Raw genomic sequence first — 18307 nt, 5'->3', positions numbered from 1 at the left:
CTGCAGCAGTTTCTCCTGAAAGCATTATTGCATCAGTTCCATCATATATAGCGTTTGCAACGTCTGTTACTTCTGCTTAAGGCAACTTAAAAAAACATAAACATATAAAAAGTCCTAAATTTATAGGACTTTTTATAGAATAATTTTAATTGGCTGCTTCTTTTCTAATGAGATCTTCTAATTGGTCACAAGTCATAGTTTCATTTTCGAATAGGAATTTTGAAACTATATGTAAATCATTGATATTTTCTCTAAGAATTTTTAGTGTATTTTCATAACATGTATTTACAATGTTGTTTATTTCTTTTTGGATAGGTTCCGATAAAAAATTCTTAGTATTTTTATCAATAGTTATTAAACCTAATTTGCTCATACCATAATCACATACCATGTTAGTTGCTATGTCTGTTACTTTTTGTAAGTCGTCTTTGGCACCAGTTGATTGATGGTTAAATATTAATTCTTCGGTTGCTTTTCCAGCTAATAGTATTTGTATTTTTGATATTAGTTCTGTTTTTGTGTAAATATATCTATCTTCGTCTGGGAGTTGAAGAACATAACCCAATGCTTCACCTCTAGGGACTATAGATATTTTTTGGATTTTGCATAAATTTAAGATATTGCTAACTAATGCATGTCCAGCCTCATGATAAGAAACAATTTCTTTTTCTTTTTCGATTAGGGCGGAACTTTTACACTCGACACCTGCGATAACTCTTTCAAGAGCTTTATCGAAGTGTTCCGAAGTTACAACTTCGCTAGCATCTCTAACAGCATATATTGCAGCTTCATTAGCTATGTTGGCTAGATGGGCACCATTAAATCCATGTGTTTTTTTAGCTAATAAATCTAAATCTACTGATTTATCTAATGGTTTATTATTAGTATGAACTTTTAAAATTTCATATCTAGTACGCACATTTGGAGCACTAATATGAATGTGTCTATCAAATCTTCCTGGTCTTAAAAGGGCATCATCTAGAAGGTCAAGTCTATTAGTTGCACCTATTATGATAATGTTTGAATCCTTATTGAACCCATCCATTTCAACTAAAAGTTGATTAAGAGTTTGGTCTTTTTCGTTATTGCTTTCTAGGTGACGTTTTGCTCCTATAGCATCAATTTCGTCAATAAATATGATACTTGGGGCTTCTTTTCTCGCTTTTTCAAATAAAGTTCTAACTCTTTTAGCTCCTACGCCTACGTATTTTTCAACAAATTCAGAACCTGTAACATTAAAGAATGATGCGTTTGTTTCTCCTGCAACGGCACATGCTAAAAGTGTTTTACCTGTTCCAGGTGGACCGTAAAATAAAATCCCTTTGGGAACTTTAGCGCCCATTTTTTGATATTTTTCTGGGCATTTCATGAAATCTACTACTTCAAATAGTTCTTCTTTTATTTCTTCGAGTCCGGCAACATCTCTAAATGTTGTTTTAGGTTTTGTGCTCAGTGAAGGTTCAGTATTATTCTCTTTTTCGAGTTTAGTGTGAACAAAAGCAGGAACAGGATTATTTAGTTTTTTAAAAAAATTATTAAGTAAGTTCATATCTTGCACCTCAGGTAATAGAATTTTCCTTTATATTATTTTTTCCAATGATGTGAAGTTTTATTATGATTTTACAACAAAATTAAACTATGTAAACTAAGATGTCTTACAGTAAGTATAACCAGCTGACATTTTATTATTCTAAAATAATGAAATACTACAATTAAAATCTAGTATAAAAATAAAAAAGGTTTTATATTGGAAATATTTAAAACGTGAAATTTAATGAATAATAAGTTATAATAAAAAAAGAGCAAAACTTATAAAAATATGATTGCATAATTTAAAAATTAGCATATTATATATTGTACGACAAAAATTAGAAGTTAAAAAACAGTTGACACCGCATCATTAAAGTTGTATAATTGATACGGTAACAAGATAACAAAAGAAAATAAGAAGAATTTCATTCTCACCTTGCAACTAGAGTTAGTAAGGTAAATATAAGTATAGACTATCATTAAGATAGTATAATTTTGATGACTTATAGCGGATGAATTCTCATTCGCTTTTTATTTTATATTTAATATAATAATTTGGAGGTGTCCTACAATTAGCAAAGAATTATCAATCAATGATCAAATAAGAGATAAAGAGTTAAGAATAATCTCTGAAACTGGAGAACAACTTGGAATAATGTCTGCCAGAGAAGCTCAAATAATAGCAAACGGAAAAAATTTAGATTTAGTTAAAATTTCTCCTAATGCTAAACCACCAGTTTGTAAAATTATGGACTATGGTAAATATAAATACGAACAAGCTAGAAAAGAAAAAGAAGCTAAGAAAAAACAAAAAACAATAGCTGTTAAGGAAATAAGATTAAGACCAGGTATTGAATCAAACGACTTAAATACTAAAGCGAATAATGCTATTAAATTCCTTAAAAAAGGCGACAAGGTAAAAGTAGAACTTCGTTTTAGAGGTAGAGAATTAGGACATAAAGACATTGGTAAAGAAGTAATGCTTAAATTCATAGAAATTGTTAAAGAGTTTGGTGAACCAGTGAAAGCCCCTGCTTTTGAAGGGAATAACATGGTTGTAATTATAGATCCAAAAAAATAAACAGATAAGATAAATAGATTTTATTGACGATTAACTGAGAGGAGGAAGTTATCATGCCAAAAATGAAAACTCATAGAGGAGCTGCAAAAAGACTTAGAAAAACAGGAAGCGGAAAATTAAAAAGAAATAAAGCTTACAAAAGTCATATATTAACTAAAAAATCTCCAAAAACTAAAATGAACTTAAGAAAATCTGCTATAGTTAGCGATGGAGATGCTAAAAGAATAGCTCAATTATTACCATATTAATTAGAATTAATTAATAAAGATAAACTAATCAGAACGGATTAGTACAAAAAAACACAAAATAAAAAATAATCGAAAAACATAAGGAGGTCATCGACATGGCAAGAGTTAAAGGCGCAATGAACGCTCGTAAAAAACATAAAAAAGTGTTAAAACTTGCAAAAGGATACAGAGGATCTAGAAGCAAATTATATAGACCAGCAAATACTTTCGTAATGAAAGCATTAAAAAATGCATATATAGGAAGAAAATTAAAGAAAAGAGACTTCAGAAAACTTTGGATACAAAGAATAAATGCAGCTGCTAGAATGAATGGTATATCTTATTCAAGATTAATGAATGGATTAAAATTAGCAGGTGTTGAAGTTAACAGAAAAATGTTATCTGAAATGGCTATACAAGATCCAGCTGGATTTGCTCAATTAGTAGAAGTAGCTAAAGCTAAATTAGCTTAATTATAGATAAAAGCGAACTCATTAGAGTTCGCTTTTTTTAATTGTATGAAAATTATATATTATCTAAGTTATGAGTAATATTTGATTTTAAATTTAAAACTTTAAAAATAATTCAAATAAAAAAGTCACATTAGCATTAAATTCATTCAAAATGATAAAAATAAATTAAAATTTAATACAATATAAATTGTTTTATAGTGTGGATTATTGTTAAAATATGAGATTTATCATATAATAATTTATTATATAACTTGATTTATTTTAATAAATAAAAGGAGGAAATTTTTGAGTTGAGAATCATGCATAAGAATATTAGATTTCTTGAAAAGTGGAGTTCGGTTCAAATTATTACTGCGGGATTTTTATTTATAATATTATTAGGAGCAGCAATATTATCTTTACCAATTTCAAGCCAAAGCGGTCAAGGAACTAATTTTGTAGATTCACTGTTTACTGCTACATCAGCAGTGTGTGTCACAGGATTGGTCGTATTTGATACAGCTACACACTGGAGTTTATTTGGAAAGGTTGTAATTATATCACTTATTCAAATCGGTGGTTTAGGATTTATGACTATTGCAACAATGATTTCTTTAATAAGAGGTAAAAAAATAAACTTAAAAGAGAGATTATTAATACAAGAATCTCTAAATCAAATTGATTTATCTGGAATTGTAAGTTTAACTAGAAAAATAATACTAATGGTATTAGCAATTGAATGTATTGGGGGAATTTTATTATCTATAAGTTTTATCCCTAAATTTGGTATTATTACTGGATTAGCATATGGATTTTTCCATTCAATTTCTGCATTTTGTAATGCTGGTTTTGATTTAATGGGTTCTATAAGTGGGGAGTTTTCATCATTAACATCATTTTATGATAATTCATTTATTATGATAACTGTATCGTTACTTATAATACTTGGGGGATTGGGATATCCTGTCATATTAGATGTACTAAAAAATAAAAGATTTTCTAAATTAAATGTTCATTCAAAACTTGTTATCGTATCAACAGCAATACTATTACTTATAGGATTTGTTTTTATACTTGGAGTAGAATATAACAACCCAGATACTTTAGGAAATATGAATATGAAGGGAAAAGTACTTTCTTCTATATTCCAAACATCAACACTTAGAACAGCTGGATTTAACAGTATAGACCTTGGTTTAACAAAAGAGCCAACAATATTTTTAATGGTAATGCTTATGTTAATTGGAGCATCACCAGCTTCTACAGGTGGTGGAATCAAAACGACTACAGTAGCTATACTATTTTTAACAGTTAAAGATTTCTTATGTGGGAAAGATGAAATACATATATTTGAGAGAAGTATAAGTTCTGAAGCGATTAAAAAAGCTATAGTTATATTCTTTATAGCAATTTTTATATTTATAGTTGGTACATTAGCTTTATCAATAACTAATCCTCAGTTCTCACTTATAGAATGTGTATTTGAAGTGATGTCAGCATATGCGACAGTCGGTCTGAGTATAGGCGGAAGTCCAAATTTAAATACAATAGGAAAGTTTATAATAATGATATTGATGTTCCTAGGAAGAGTAGGTTCATTAACTATATTTACAGCAATACTATCAATTAATATAGTTAAAAAAGATAAAAACATAAAAAGACCAAAAGGAAAAATAATAATAGGTTAATAGAAAATAAGAGGTATTGATATATGAAAAGAACATTTTTTAATAGTAAGGGCAAAGATAAACAATATATTGTTATCGGATGTGGTAGATTTGGCTCATCTGTAGCTAAAAAGATGTGCCAATTAGGAAATGAAGTAATGGTTATAGATAAAGATGAGGATTCTATTGAAAATATAGCTGAACAAGTTACGCATACAGCAATAGTAGATGTTACAGAAGAGAGAGATCTAAAAAGTATTGGATTAGGCAATTTTGATGTCGTAATAGTTGCAATAAGTTCGGATATAAGAGCATCTATAATGGTAACAATAATGGCTAAAGAGATGGGCGTACCTAAAATTGTTTGTAAAGCAAAAGACGAGTTACAAGCAAAGGTATTATATAAAATTGGAGCAGACAAAGTAGTATTCCCAGAAAGAGATATGGGTATTAGGCTTGCTTATAATTTAGCATCAGAAAATATCTTAGACCAAATTAACCTAGACCCAGAATACTCAATTATGGAAATTGTTACACCGACAAATTGGGTTGGTAAAACAATAATAGAGTTAAATCTAAGAGCAAAATATGATATTACTGTATTGGCAGTAAAAACTCCAAGCGGACTAAAAGTTATGCCTTCTCCAAACTATAAAATGCAAGAGAAAAATATTTTAATTATTATCGGAAATACAGATAAAATAGGTGATATAATTTTACATGATTAAATTTTAACTAGGAGAAAAAGATGATTAACATAATTAAGAGTAAGGACAATGACAAAATTAAATATACAAAGTCTTTATTAAAAACTAAAGGTAGAAATAAAGAAAAAAAATTTATAATAGAAGGATACAGAATTTTAACTTTAGCATTAGAGTGTGATGCAAAATTAGAATATGTTTTTATAAATGAAGATTTCGAGAAAAAACAAGAGCATAGAGACTTCTTAATAGAACTAGAAAACAAAGGAATAAAAGTATATAAAACTTTAAATAAAATATTCTCAGAGATGGTAGATACTGAAAATACACAAGGAATTTTAGCTGTATTAGAGTATAAAGAAAGAGATTTAGTCAATAATATTAACCAAGACGATAAGTTTGTATTAATTTTGGATAGAATACAAGACCCTGGAAATATGGGAACAATAATAAGAACAGCCGATAGTGCAGGTGTAGATGCAGTTATCCTTCTAAAAGGCTGTGTAGATATATACAATCCAAAAGTAATAAGATCAACTATGGGTTCTATATTTGATATGAATATAATACATGCAACTCAAGATGATGCAGTAAACTTCTTAAAATCAAATGATTTTAACATAGTATCAAGCTATTTACAAACTGACAATTACTATCACGAAACTACATACGACGGTAAAATTGCCTTAGTAATAGGTAATGAAGCAAATGGAATTAATGATGAATTAATTGCGCAGTCAGACAAACTAGTTAAGATACCTATTTACGGAAATGCAGAATCTTTAAACGCAGCAATTAGTGCAGCTGTGCTTATGTATGAGATTAAAAAATATTTATCCTAATTGTTGAAAGGCAAAATTACATATGTTATAATTATTTGCGTATACAAAAATACAGGCGCAATTAGTCGAATATGTATTAAATATAATTTACGATGAAAGAGAAAAGTATTTTAAATAACTCTATAACAGAGAGTAATACCAAGGCTGGAAGTATTATATAGATAGTTTAAAAGAAGTTCACTCTGGAGTATCAAGGCTGAAACTATAGTAGGCTTTGGCGTTTGAAACGCGTTAAGTTTCTTCGAGTGGTTTATAAATTATGTATTTATAAACTACTAGGGTGGTACCGCGAATAATAGCTTTCGTCCCTAGCTGGGATGAAAGCTTTTTTTAATTAGAAAAATAATTAGAATTTTAATAAAAAATTAAAGAAAGGGTGAAATAACGTGAAAGAACAATTACTTAAATTAAAAGAAGCTGCTTTAGAAGAGATACAAGCTGTTTCTGCTATGGATGAATTAGATAGCATAAAAGTAAAATATTCAGGTAAAAAAGGTGAATTAACTAAATTATTAAAAGGTATGGGTAAATTATCTGCTGAAGAAAGACCAGTTATGGGTAAAGTTGCCAACGAAGTAAGAGAGTTAATCGAAACAAAAATAAACGAAAAGAGAGCTAATCTTAAAAAAATAGAACAAGAAGCTAAATTACAATCAGAAGTTATAGATGTAACTATGCCAGGAAAAGTTTTTAATGTTGGTAAAAAACATCCAATAACTCAAATAATAGATGAAGTTTCAGAAATATTTATGGGACTTGGATTCTCAGTTGTTGAAGGTCCAGAAGTTGAAACAGTAGAAAATAACTTCGATGCATTAAATGCACCAAAAGACCATCCATCAAGAGATATGTCAGATACATTCTACTTTAACGAAAACTTATTACTTAGAACTCAAACATCTCCAGTTCAAGTTAGAACAATGAGAAGTCAAGAGTTACCAATAAAAATAGTTTCTCCAGGGAGATGTTTCAGAAACGACTCATTAGATGCGACACATTCACCAATGTTCCATCAAATAGAAGGATTAGTTGTTGGTAAAGATGTAACAATGGCTCAATTCAAAGGAACTGTTGAAATGTTCGTTAAGAAATTATTCGGTGAAGAAACTAAAACTAAATTCAGACCACACAACTTCCCATTCACAGAACCAAGTGCAGAGATAGACGTTACTTGCTTCAAATGTGGTGGAGAAGGATGCTCAATGTGTAAAGGTGAAGGTTGGATAGAAATACTTGGTTCAGGTATGGTACATCCAAACGTACTTAGAAACTGTGGTATAGACCCTGAAGTTTATTCTGGATTTGCTTTCGGTATGGGTGTTGAAAGACTTGCAATGCTTAAATACGAAATAGACGATATAAGACTTTTAGTTGAAAATGATATAAGATTTTTAGAACAATTTTAATTAAACTTTGAGTTTACATAAATTTATAAATTATAAGAAATTATATTTTTAAAATTCTAAAACTAAAGAATTTGATTTGATAAACGGAAAAATTTAAATACTTAATTTAAAATAGGAGGAAAATATAGATATGTTAGTACCTGTAAAATGGCTTAAAGATTACGTTGATATAGATATAGATACAGTTGAGTTCGCTGACATGATGACAATGACAGGAACAAAAACTGAAACTGTAGAATTTTTCGGAGAAGGAATAGAAAATGTAGTAGTTGGTAAAATCTTAGAAATAGCACCACATCCAAATGCTGAAAAATTAGTAGTTTGCCAAGTTGAAGTTGGAAATGGAAAAACTGTACAAATATGTACAGGAGCTAAAAATGTAAGTGAAGGTGACATAGTTCCAGTAGCTTTAGATAAAGCTAAATTACCAGGCGGAATCAAGATAAAATCTTCTAAATTAAGAGGAGAATTATCAGAAGGTATGATGTGTTCTGCTAATGAATTAGGAATAAACGAATTCTACGTAGATGACAAAAGTAAAGACGGTATATACTTACTAAATGATTTCGATGGAATGGAAATCGGAAAAGACATAAAAGAAGCATTAGGTTTATACGATGCAGTTATAGATTTCGAATTAACTGCTAATAGACCTGATTGTAGATCTATAATAGGTATAGCTAGAGAAGCAGCTGTAACTATAGGCAAAAAAACAAAATACCCACAAATAGAAGTAAAAGAATGTGACGAAGAAATAGACTTCGATGTTAAAGTAGAAAATCCAGAATTATGTATGAGATATGGAGCTAGAATAATCAAAGACGTTAAAATAGGGCCATCTCCATACTGGATGCAAAGAAGATTAATAGAAGCTGGTGTAAGACCAATAAACAACATAGTTGATATAACTAACTTTGTAATGCTTGAATATGGTCAACCACTACATGCTTTCGATTTAAACCAAGTTAAAACTGGTAAAATAGTAGTAAAAACTGCAGAAAACGGAGAAAAATTCACTACACTAGACAACGTAGAAAGAACTTTAGATGACCAAATGTTAGTTATAACTGATGGAGAAAAATCTATAGCTTTAGCTGGTGTAATGGGTGGTTTAAACTCAGAAATAACTGAAGAAACTACAGCAGTTTTATTTGAAGGTGCAGCATTCAACGCAGAAAATATAAGAAGAACTTCTAAAGTTTTAGGACTTAGAACAGAAGCTTCAGGAAGATATGAAAAAGGTGTTGCTGTTGAAACATCAAAAACAGGTGTTGAAAGAGCTTGTCAATTAGTTGAAATGTTAGGATGCGGACGTGTTCTTAAAGGAATAGCTGAAGATTATCCAACCAAACAAGAAAAAGTTGTATTAAATGTAAATCCATCTAGAATAATCAAAAACATAGGAGCACCTATAACTTTAGATGAATTCGTTAAAATACTAGAAGACTTAGAATTCAAATGCAACTTAAAATCAGCAGAAGAAATAGAAATAGAAGTTCCAGACTTTAGATTAGATATGAAACAAGAAGCTGATGTTTATGAAGAAATAGCTAGAATCTATGGATTTGATAAAATACCTTCAGCACAATTAGAAGGAAATGTTACTGCTGGTATAAAAACTGATAAACAAAAATTCATGGACAAAATAAAAGATACAGCAACAAGTATAGGATTATATGAAATATTAACTTATTCTTTCGTAAGTCCTAAATCATTAGATAAAATAAAATTACCACTTGATAGTGCAAAAAGAAATTATATAAAATTATTAAACCCATTAGGTGAAGACACTTCAATAATGAGAACAACTATGATGCCATCTACTTTAAATGTATTATATACTAATGCATCAAGAAAAGTAGAACAAGCTTTAGTATTCGAATGTGGACATACTTTTACTCCACAAGAAGGTCTTCCAATAGAAAACAACCACTTATGTATAGGTATGTATGGTAAAGATGTAGATTTCTTCGTATTAAAAGGTTCTATACAAAAAATATTCTCTGAAATAGGATTCGATGGATATGAAATAGTACCAGAAACTAATAATTCTACATTCCACCCAGGTAGATGTGCTACAATAATGTATAAAGGACAATATGTTGGAACATTTGGTGAAGCACATCCAGAAGTTATAGAAAACTATAACTTAACACAAAGAGTTTATCTTGGTGAAATAGACTTAGATTTAGTATATGATAATTCAAACAGAACTATAATCTACAATCCATTACCAAAATACCCTTCAACTTCTAGAGATATAGCTCTATTAGTTAAAAAAGACGTATATGTAGGCCAAATAGAAGCAATAATAGAAGCTAATGGTCAAGGTTTAGTTGAAAGCTATAAATTATTCGATGTTTATACAGGATCTCAAATAGCTGATGGATACAAATCAGTTGCTTATTCTATAACTTATAGAAGCAAAGATAAAACTCTTACTGATGAAGATGTAGCTAAGGTTCATGATAAAATTTTAAGTGAGTTAGAATCAAAACTAGACGCTAAATTAAGAACAAACTAACTCATCTTTTGGTAGGGGGAATTAGTTAATGAACAAAGTAATAGTGACAATACAAGGCGCTAATTATACAATGGTTGGCGAAAAAAGCGAAAAAGAAATGCTTACAATCGCTAATTATGTAAATAGTGAGATGGAAAAATTAAAAGAAAGTGCTCCAAATTTAGGCTCACTTAAAATATCAATTTTAACATCTTTAAACTTAGCAGATTTATTATTTGAATGTTCTAGTGAAAATGAAGATTTATTAAACGAAATTGATAAATTAAAAGAGCAACTAGGGCAACCAAATGAAGAAATAGAAGCTCAAGTAGCGGAATTAAGAAATATATTAAGCACTAAAGAAATGGAACTTTTAAATAGTAGACATGAAATAGAAAGATTAAATAATATAGTCTCTGAACAACAAAACCAAATTGATGGATTAAGCAATGTTTCAGAGGGAAGCAAATCTGAAATAGAAGATTATAAAGCACAGATAGAAAGCCTACAAAACTCATTAAATGAAATGACACAAAGGGCTGAAATAGCTGAAAATCTTTCTTCAGAATGGCAAAATAAATCTTTCAATCTGCAATTAGCGTTAACAGAATTAGAAAATCAAATTAAAGAAGGATCAAGCTCAGAAGAAGTAGCTGGAGAATCTCTTTAATATAAAAATAAAAAAGGTTGTTGAAGTAATATATCTTCAATAACCTTTTTTATTTTTATAAGGAAATTATATATTATCTGGTTTGTGGATAATGTATAATTTCCAACCTATTAACTTTTAAGCAACGGAATCTTTGATTCGTTGGCGCCATGAACGAAGTGAATTTTAAGCAACGGACGAAGTCGTTGGCGCCATGAACGAAGTGAATTTTCTGTTTAATATTATAAAAAACTTGGTATTATATTAATTTGAAAATCATCTTAATCTAATAATAAATACATAACTATATTTTTTTTGACTTAAGATGATATAATAGTAATCGTATGTAAATTTTAATATTTGTAAATTATAAAAATAAGTATAGATAAATAGGAGAGAAATTTATGAAAGAAATAGAATTATTAGCACCCGTTGGTTCATTTGATTCTTTAAAAGCAGCTGTACAAAATGGAGCCAACGCTGTATATCTAGGTGGAAAAGATTTTAGTGCTAGGGCTTCAGCAAACAATTTTGATAGAGAAGAGCTAAAAGAAGCAGTTAAATATGCTCATATAAGAGACGTAAGAGTTTTTGTTACTACAAATACATTAATAAAACAAAATGAGCTTGAAGACTTTGTAGAGTATGCTAAATTTTTATATGACATAGATGTAGATGCTATTATAATGCAGGATATTGGAGCAGCAATGCTTATACATGAGTTACTTCCAGATTTCGAACTTCATGCAAGTACTCAAATGGTTGCTCACTCACTTGAAGATGTTCAATATTTAGAAAGTATCGGATTTAAAAGAGTAGTTTTAGCGAGAGAGCTTACAGTAGAAGAAATAAAATATATTTGTGATAATGCAAATGTAGATATAGAAATATTTGTTCATGGAGCATTATGTGTATGTTACTCTGGTGGATGTTTAATGAGTAGTATGATCGGAAACCGCTCAGGAAATAGAGGAAGATGTGCTCAACCTTGTAGACAAAAATACACAATGATAGATATATCTACAGGAGAAGAAATACACAACAATGGAGACTATCTATTAAGTACAAAAGATTTAAATACAATTGAAGAAATTGATAAAATAATTGATACTGGAGTTTTATCTTTAAAAATTGAAGGTAGAATGAAAAAGCCAGAATATGTAGCTACAGTTATAAAAAGTTATAGAGATGCTATTGATGAGTATGAAACTACTAAAAAAGTAAATATATCAGACGAAACAATGGAAGATTTATATACTATATTCAACAGAAAATTCACAAAAGGTCTTATTTTAGGTGAAGTTGGCGAGGAAGTTATGAATAGCAATGTGCCAAACAACCAAGGTCTTTATGTTGGTAAAGTAGTAGATTACAATAAAAAAGCGAAAAGACTAAAAATAAAACTAGAAGGAACTCTTAAAAAAGGTGATGGAATCAACTTAGGTGGAGGAACTATCGGAAGAATAATAAAAGGAAAAGATATTACTCAAATAGGTTATAAAGGAGAAACAATAGAACTTGACTTTATAGGAGAAGCTAAAAAGAATCAACTAGTTTTCAAAACTTCAGATACTGATTTAATTGATAGAGCTCAAAAAACTTATACACAAGATAAAGAATTTGCTAAAAGTCTAATTGATGCTGAAATATCTATTAAATTAGACAGTTATCCAGAACTTAGATTAATAGATAAAAATGAAAATATAGTAACTGTTCAAGGTGATAAATTAGTAGAAAAAGCTTTAAAAGTAGCTTTAAGTGAAGAAAAAATAGAAACTCAAATTAAAAAACTAGGTAATACACCTTATGAAATTGACCAATTAAAAATAAACTTAGATGAGGGTGTAAGTATGCCTATAAGTTTAATAAATCAAATGCGTAGAGAAGCAATTGAGTTATTAGATAATGCGAGAATATCAGTTAAGGGAAGAATGTATAAAGACAACGATATAAAATATTCACCTAAAATATATTCTAGAAATGCAGACAATAAGTCAAAAATAAGAGTAAAAGTAAATAATATAGAAGCTCTAAAATCAATCTTAAACTTAGATATAGATATGATTTATTATGAAGATGTAAGCACTATAGAACAAGCAATGACAATGGCCAATGCAAATAATAAAAAATTAATTTATAGTGCGCCTAGAATCGTCAGAAATAGAGAATATAAAAGATTAGAAAAATCAGATGAATATTGCAAAGACCATGTTCAAATTTCAGCATTAGGTCAAGTTAAGTATTATAAAGAAAATAGTGAAAGTGTAAAATTTGATGTAGATTATTATTTAAATCCATTCAACAGTGAAACAATAAATCACTACAAAAAAGAAGGAGCAGAAACTGTCTGTATATCACAAGAATTAAATCTACACGAAATAAAAGAAACTACACAATATACAGACCTTGAAATTGAAACAGTGGCATATGGATATATTCCAATGATGTTAAGTGAATATTGTCCAATGGGTGTTGTAGCAAGAAGCTGTAAAAAAGACAAAAGATGTGCTAACTGTAAAGAAAGTAAATATGTACTTAGAGACTTTAAAGGCGAAGAGTACAGAGTATCACAAGATATATTCTGCAGAAGTACTATATATAACTCAAGTGCAAATTGCTTAATAAATAATTTAGATGAACTTTCAGAAGCAGGAATAAATATATTCAGACTTGATTTTACACATGAAACACCAGAATTAATAGAAAAAATAACAGAATCATTTATAGATGTAATAGAAAATGATTTTGTAGCTGATGCAAAATCACTTGAAGTTTTTGAAGATATGGACACAACATTAGGACATTTATATAAAGGTGTTGAATAAGTTATAAAATGGAGTTAACCAAACTTATGAGGAAATTAATTATTTTATTGCTAATAACAATTATGTCGGTTGGATGTAGTAAATTAAAAGAAAAGTCTTCTGATAATACCTTAGAAGATTCACAAGCATCATCTAAACAAACACTGCAAATAGATGATGTTGAAGGTTATTGGGAATGTAGATCTAGTGAAGATGATATATTATTGAGAATTGGTTGGAAAAATGATATAGATATATATTACTCAGATAATTCTAAAGAAAATGCATCTTATAATATAATTAAATCAATGAAAAATTCTATAGAAATTGAAATTGAAAATGATAGTAATAAAACTCAAGCTATCATAACGACTGATGACAATGGTGAAAGCATAACATTTAAAAGAAATAAAAATGAACATTATTTTATCAGAATACCAAAAGACAAATTTTATGAAAAATTAAATAGTGATTCTATTGATTAGCAAAATATATAAATTAAACCATACAATCGATATAAAAGGTTGTATGGTTTTTTATATATTTAAAACTTAAATTTAAAATAAGTTATAATAACGTATATTAAATTTAATTTCTAAAAATGGTTTGAGATAGATTAAATGGTATATAATAAATTTTTTGTCGATAAATGTAGAATATTGAAAAATTTGGCGATGTATAGTAATATATTGTTATTCATAATAAATTTATAGTAATAAGAAAGGAAATAATATGGGTATAAAGACATTTGTTAAAAAAGGTATTATATTATTTTTATTAAGTATAATAATATTCAACTCATGTCTATTGGAATCATATGCAAGTAATAAGAATATTACATTCAATAATCTGAATATTGAACAAGGTATAAGTCAATCTACAGCAGAGATAATATTCCAAGATAGTAAGGGATATATATGGATTGGTACAAGTGATGGTTTAAATAGATACAATGGATATGAGTATAAAATATATAACTATGAGGAAGGAAAAAATAGTATAAGCCATAATGGTATAACTGATATAACAGAAGATGATGATGGTTATATATGGGTAGCTACTGTTCAAGGGATGAATAAAATAAATCCTGATACAGATGAAATTAAAAATTATACAGAAGAAAACGGTAAAATAAAAACTGACAGTACTTCTGAAGTAATAAAAACTCAAGATAATAAAATGATAGTTGCAACTTATGAAGGATTAAGTATTTATAATGAAGAAAAGGATTGCTTTGAAGTTGTTTTAGATGAAGATAATGGATTAATGACTAACATGACATATTCATTAGATGAGGATAAACACGGGAATATATGGTTAGGAACTGATTTAGGTGTTCACAAGATATCTAAAGATTTTAAAATACTAGAGACATATGGTGGAGAAGAAGAGGAAAACTCATTAGTTGAAGATTCAGTTTATAATATGTATTGTGATGATAAACGGGACCTTGTATGGATAGGTACTGCAAATTCAGGTGTATTTAAATTAAATACAAAAACTAATGAAATTAAGCAATATAAAAATGATCCAAATGATGATAAATCTTTACCATCAAACCAAATTGGGGAAACATTAAGAGATAAAAATGGAGACCTATGGATTGGTACAGATGGTGGATTAGCTTATTACAATGAAAAAGAAGATAATTTCGATATTTATAAAAATAAAATTTATGACAAAAATAGTTTAGTATATGACAATATAAAATCTATAATTCAAGATAAAGAAGGGATTATGTGGATTGGAACATATTCTGGAATAAGTATATTTGATACAAATAGCAGTATTAAACACTACAAAGCTGGTGAAGATGATGACTACTTATTAAATGAAAATATGGTTCATGGAGTATATGAAGATAGCGACGGATATCTTTGGGTAGGTTCAAAGTTAAAAGGTATAAGTATTATCGACAGAAAAAACAATACCTCTACAAGTATAAGTACTGAAAATAATAATATAATTCAGTCTGATATGATAAATGACATAACTGGATACAAAGACTTTATATTTATTGCGACTGATGGTGGTGTTTTAAAAATAGATAAGAAAACATCAACAATGAAAAACTACTCTACATTAGATGGTTTAGTAAATGATGCAGTAAAAGATATCATGGTCGATGATAAAGGTTATTTATGGGTAGGAACAATAAATGGACTTAGTTTAATAAATATTGAAACTGATGAAATTATAGATATGACTGACTACATAAGTGATAATAAATATATAAAACATATGTATCAAGATATCTACGGAAATTATTATTTAGGATTATTACGAGATGATGGTTTATGTTATATAAATAGAAAAGAAAAAACAATTAAATATTTTAAACATGATAAAAAGGATAAATCGTCTATAAGTAGTGACCGTGTTAGATATATAAACGGAGACAGCAAAGGGAATGTATGGATTGGTACTAGTTATGGTATAAATAAGTTTGATCCAAAAACAGAAACCTTTGAAAGATATACTGCGCAAGATGGTATAGCTAATAATACAATTTATGGGATACTAGTTGATAATGATGATAATATATGGGCAAGTACAAATAAAGGTATTAGTAAACTAAACCCAGAAACAGGTAAAATTGAAAACTTAAGTGTAACAGATGGTCTTCAAAGTAATGAGTTTAATGGTAATACATCATTTAAAAGTGAAAGTGGAGAGCTATTCTTTGGAGGTATAAATGGATTAAATGCATTTTATCCTCAAGACATAAATAAAATGAATAGCGGTACAAAAGTTTTATTTGATGGTTTTAATATCGACCATAAAGAATACTCTAACATAGATGGCAAGAAGTTTAGTAGTCATACTGACAATATAAATATTAAATTCTTCACACCTATATACTCAGGCAATAAAAACTTGATGTATGAGTATAAATTAATTGGTGCTAGTGGACAAGTATTCACAATAAAAAACAACTATGTTACATTCAATGAATTATCACCAGGAAAATATACTTTTGAAGTAAGAGTTATAGATACGGGTGGAAACAAAAGTGAAGCAAGTAGCGTTACATTTACAATAAAACCTCCTTTCTGGAGAAGTTCTCTTGCGATATTTATATATATACTTATTGCAATATTATTCGTTATAAAATCTAAATATGAAGTTAAAAAACTAGACAGATTAGTTAAAGAAAGAACAAAAGATTTAGAAGAAGAAATGGAGAAAAATACAATTCTTCATAATAAAAACTTAAAATTAGAGAGAAATAAAAATAGTTACTTTATTAATTTATCTCACGAATTAAGAACACCTTTAAATGTTATGAGTAGTACAAATCAATTATTAAAAGGATTAAGTAAAAATTCAATAATTGACGGAGAAAAATTAAACTATTATGTTGATATATCTCAGCGAAATTGTAAGAGACTATTAAACTTAATAAACAATATATTAGATAGTAGTAAATTACAAAATGATATGTATCAAATAACTTTAAAAGAAATAGACATAGTATATTTAGTTGAAGAAACAGCTCTAACATTAAAAGATTATATAACTTCAAAAGGAATTGACCTTATAATTGACCCTCAAATTGAGGAAAAAATGATTAATTGCGATCCGTATGAACTTGAAAGATGTATAATAAACTTAGTAAGTAATGCTGCTAAATTTACTCCTGAAGGAGGAAGTATAACAGTAGATATTGAAGATTTAGATGATAAGGTAAAAATAAGCGTTATAGATACTGGTACAGGTATAGATAAGAAATTCCACAAAAGTATATTCGATAGATTTAGTCAAGTTGAAGATAGCGAGCCTGTGAAATCAGGAAGTGGCTTAGGATTAACTATCACAAGTCAAATTATAAAATTACATAAAGGTAAAATTTATGTAGAAAGTGAACTTGGAAAAGGTAGTACATTTGTAATAATATTACCAGTAAACCCAGAGATTTAGATAAAACAAAAAGGGAGTTTAAGTAATTTTACTTAAGCTCTCTTTTTATTTTTAGATTTTATATTTAGTCGGTGTTTTTATTTGAAAATAATGTTGGAATTAAGAAAATACCAGCTAATCCGACTAATCCAAATATTATTCTGCTGAAAACAGAATAAGTACCTCCAAATATAAAGCCAACTACATCAGTTGCAAAAAGTGCTACACAACCCCAGTTAAGGGCACCAATTATAACTAAAACCAATGCTATTTTGTTCCACATATAAATTCACTCTCCTAAATGTAAATTATTACATCTTTATTATTTACCATTTTTTAAAAAAATATTTAAAATTAGTATAAATTTTCTAGAAGAGGAAATAAAGAAATCTTTACTCTAAAGAATCTTAAATATGTAGATTTTTTGATAGATGATAATTACGTATTAAACATAGATATTAACTTTTTTATGAATAATTATAATTTAATTAAAAAAAATAAAATATGAATTTATTTGATTAAATTACTGCGTGTTAAACAAA

14 protein-coding genes, 1 pseudogene and 1 other annotated feature are annotated in these 18307 nt (G+C 28.3%); of the genes and pseudogenes, 12 read left to right on the top strand and 3 right to left on the bottom strand.

Annotated features, from left to right (window positions below):
- Together I4U58_RS14250 and I4U58_RS06420 are read right to left on the bottom strand one after the other, a co-directional pair.
- Positions 1-76: pseudogene (locus tag I4U58_RS14250) on the bottom strand (pyruvate kinase); the annotation flags it as partial.
- 69 nt (positions 77-145) lie between these two features.
- On the bottom strand, positions 146-1549 hold the full coding sequence (locus I4U58_RS06420) for an AAA family ATPase (RefSeq protein WP_195930201.1): 1404 nt from the start codon (positions 1547-1549) through the stop codon (positions 146-148).
- Between the two features lie 519 nt (positions 1550-2068).
- On the opposite strand from I4U58_RS06420, the gene infC reads away from it, so the two are divergent.
- From infC to I4U58_RS06360, 12 genes are all read left to right on the top strand, one after another.
- Entirely contained in the window at positions 2069-2611 is a 543-nt protein-coding gene (gene infC / locus I4U58_RS06415) for a translation initiation factor IF-3 (protein ID WP_330593217.1), read from the top strand.
- A 53-nt stretch (positions 2612-2664) separates the two neighbouring features.
- Positions 2665-2859, top strand: a complete 195-nt coding sequence (gene rpmI / locus I4U58_RS06410) for a 50S ribosomal protein L35 (RefSeq protein WP_007286396.1) — start codon at positions 2665-2667, stop codon at positions 2857-2859.
- Positions 2860-2954: 95 nt separating this feature from the next.
- Entirely contained in the window at positions 2955-3311 is a 357-nt protein-coding gene (rplT, locus tag I4U58_RS06405) for a 50S ribosomal protein L20 (RefSeq protein ID WP_007286395.1), read from the top strand.
- A 299-nt stretch (positions 3312-3610) separates the two neighbouring features.
- Positions 3611-4978: a TrkH family potassium uptake protein gene (locus I4U58_RS06400; protein WP_195930202.1), complete on the top strand. Its 1368-nt coding sequence runs from the start codon at positions 3611-3613 to the stop codon at positions 4976-4978.
- A 23-nt stretch (positions 4979-5001) separates the two neighbouring features.
- Positions 5002-5685 (top strand): TrkA family potassium uptake protein, encoded by a 684-nt coding sequence (locus tag I4U58_RS06395; RefSeq protein ID WP_195930200.1) that lies wholly within the window; start codon positions 5002-5004, stop codon positions 5683-5685.
- A gap of 20 nt (positions 5686-5705) precedes the next feature.
- Positions 5706-6503 carry an RNA methyltransferase gene (locus I4U58_RS06390; RefSeq protein WP_195930199.1) on the top strand — a complete coding sequence of 266 codons (798 nt, stop codon included), beginning with the start codon at positions 5706-5708 and terminating at the stop codon, positions 6501-6503.
- 83 nt (positions 6504-6586) lie between these two features.
- Positions 6587-6816: a binding site (T-box leader), on the top strand.
- Positions 6817-6889: 73 nt separating this feature from the next.
- The gene (gene pheS, locus I4U58_RS06385) at positions 6890-7909 is read left to right on the top strand and encodes a phenylalanine--tRNA ligase subunit alpha (RefSeq protein WP_195930198.1); all 1020 of its coding nucleotides are present in this window, start codon (positions 6890-6892) and stop codon (positions 7907-7909) included.
- Between the two features lie 130 nt (positions 7910-8039).
- On the top strand, positions 8040-10433 hold the full coding sequence (pheT, locus tag I4U58_RS06380; RefSeq protein WP_195930197.1) for a phenylalanine--tRNA ligase subunit beta: 2394 nt from the start codon (positions 8040-8042) through the stop codon (positions 10431-10433).
- Positions 10434-10461: 28 nt separating this feature from the next.
- The gene (gene zapA, locus I4U58_RS06375; RefSeq protein WP_195930196.1) at positions 10462-11082 is read left to right on the top strand and encodes a cell division protein ZapA; all 621 of its coding nucleotides are present in this window, start codon (positions 10462-10464) and stop codon (positions 11080-11082) included.
- 383 nt (positions 11083-11465) lie between these two features.
- The gene (locus tag I4U58_RS06370; RefSeq protein ID WP_195930195.1) at positions 11466-13886 is read left to right on the top strand and encodes a U32 family peptidase; all 2421 of its coding nucleotides are present in this window, start codon (positions 11466-11468) and stop codon (positions 13884-13886) included.
- Positions 13887-13912: 26 nt separating this feature from the next.
- The gene (locus I4U58_RS06365; protein WP_195930194.1) at positions 13913-14350 is read left to right on the top strand and encodes a hypothetical protein; all 438 of its coding nucleotides are present in this window, start codon (positions 13913-13915) and stop codon (positions 14348-14350) included.
- 247 nt (positions 14351-14597) lie between these two features.
- Positions 14598-17786 carry a sensor histidine kinase gene (locus I4U58_RS06360; RefSeq protein WP_195930193.1) on the top strand — a complete coding sequence of 1063 codons (3189 nt, stop codon included), beginning with the start codon at positions 14598-14600 and terminating at the stop codon, positions 17784-17786.
- 64 nt (positions 17787-17850) lie between these two features.
- Here I4U58_RS06360 and I4U58_RS06355 read toward each other — a convergent pair whose 3' ends face one another.
- The gene (locus I4U58_RS06355) at positions 17851-18048 is read right to left on the bottom strand and encodes a DUF378 domain-containing protein (RefSeq protein ID WP_022071061.1); all 198 of its coding nucleotides are present in this window, start codon (positions 18046-18048) and stop codon (positions 17851-17853) included.
- Between the last annotated feature and the right edge of the window lie 259 nt (positions 18049-18307).

It is taken from the genome of Clostridium sp. 1001270J_160509_D11 (genome assembly GCF_015667935.1).
In the GTDB taxonomy this organism is placed as follows: Bacteria; Bacillota; Clostridia; order Peptostreptococcales; family Peptostreptococcaceae; genus Intestinibacter.
Note: the sequence above shows the minus strand (reverse complement) of the source record. Positions and strands in the feature narration are given on the sequence as shown.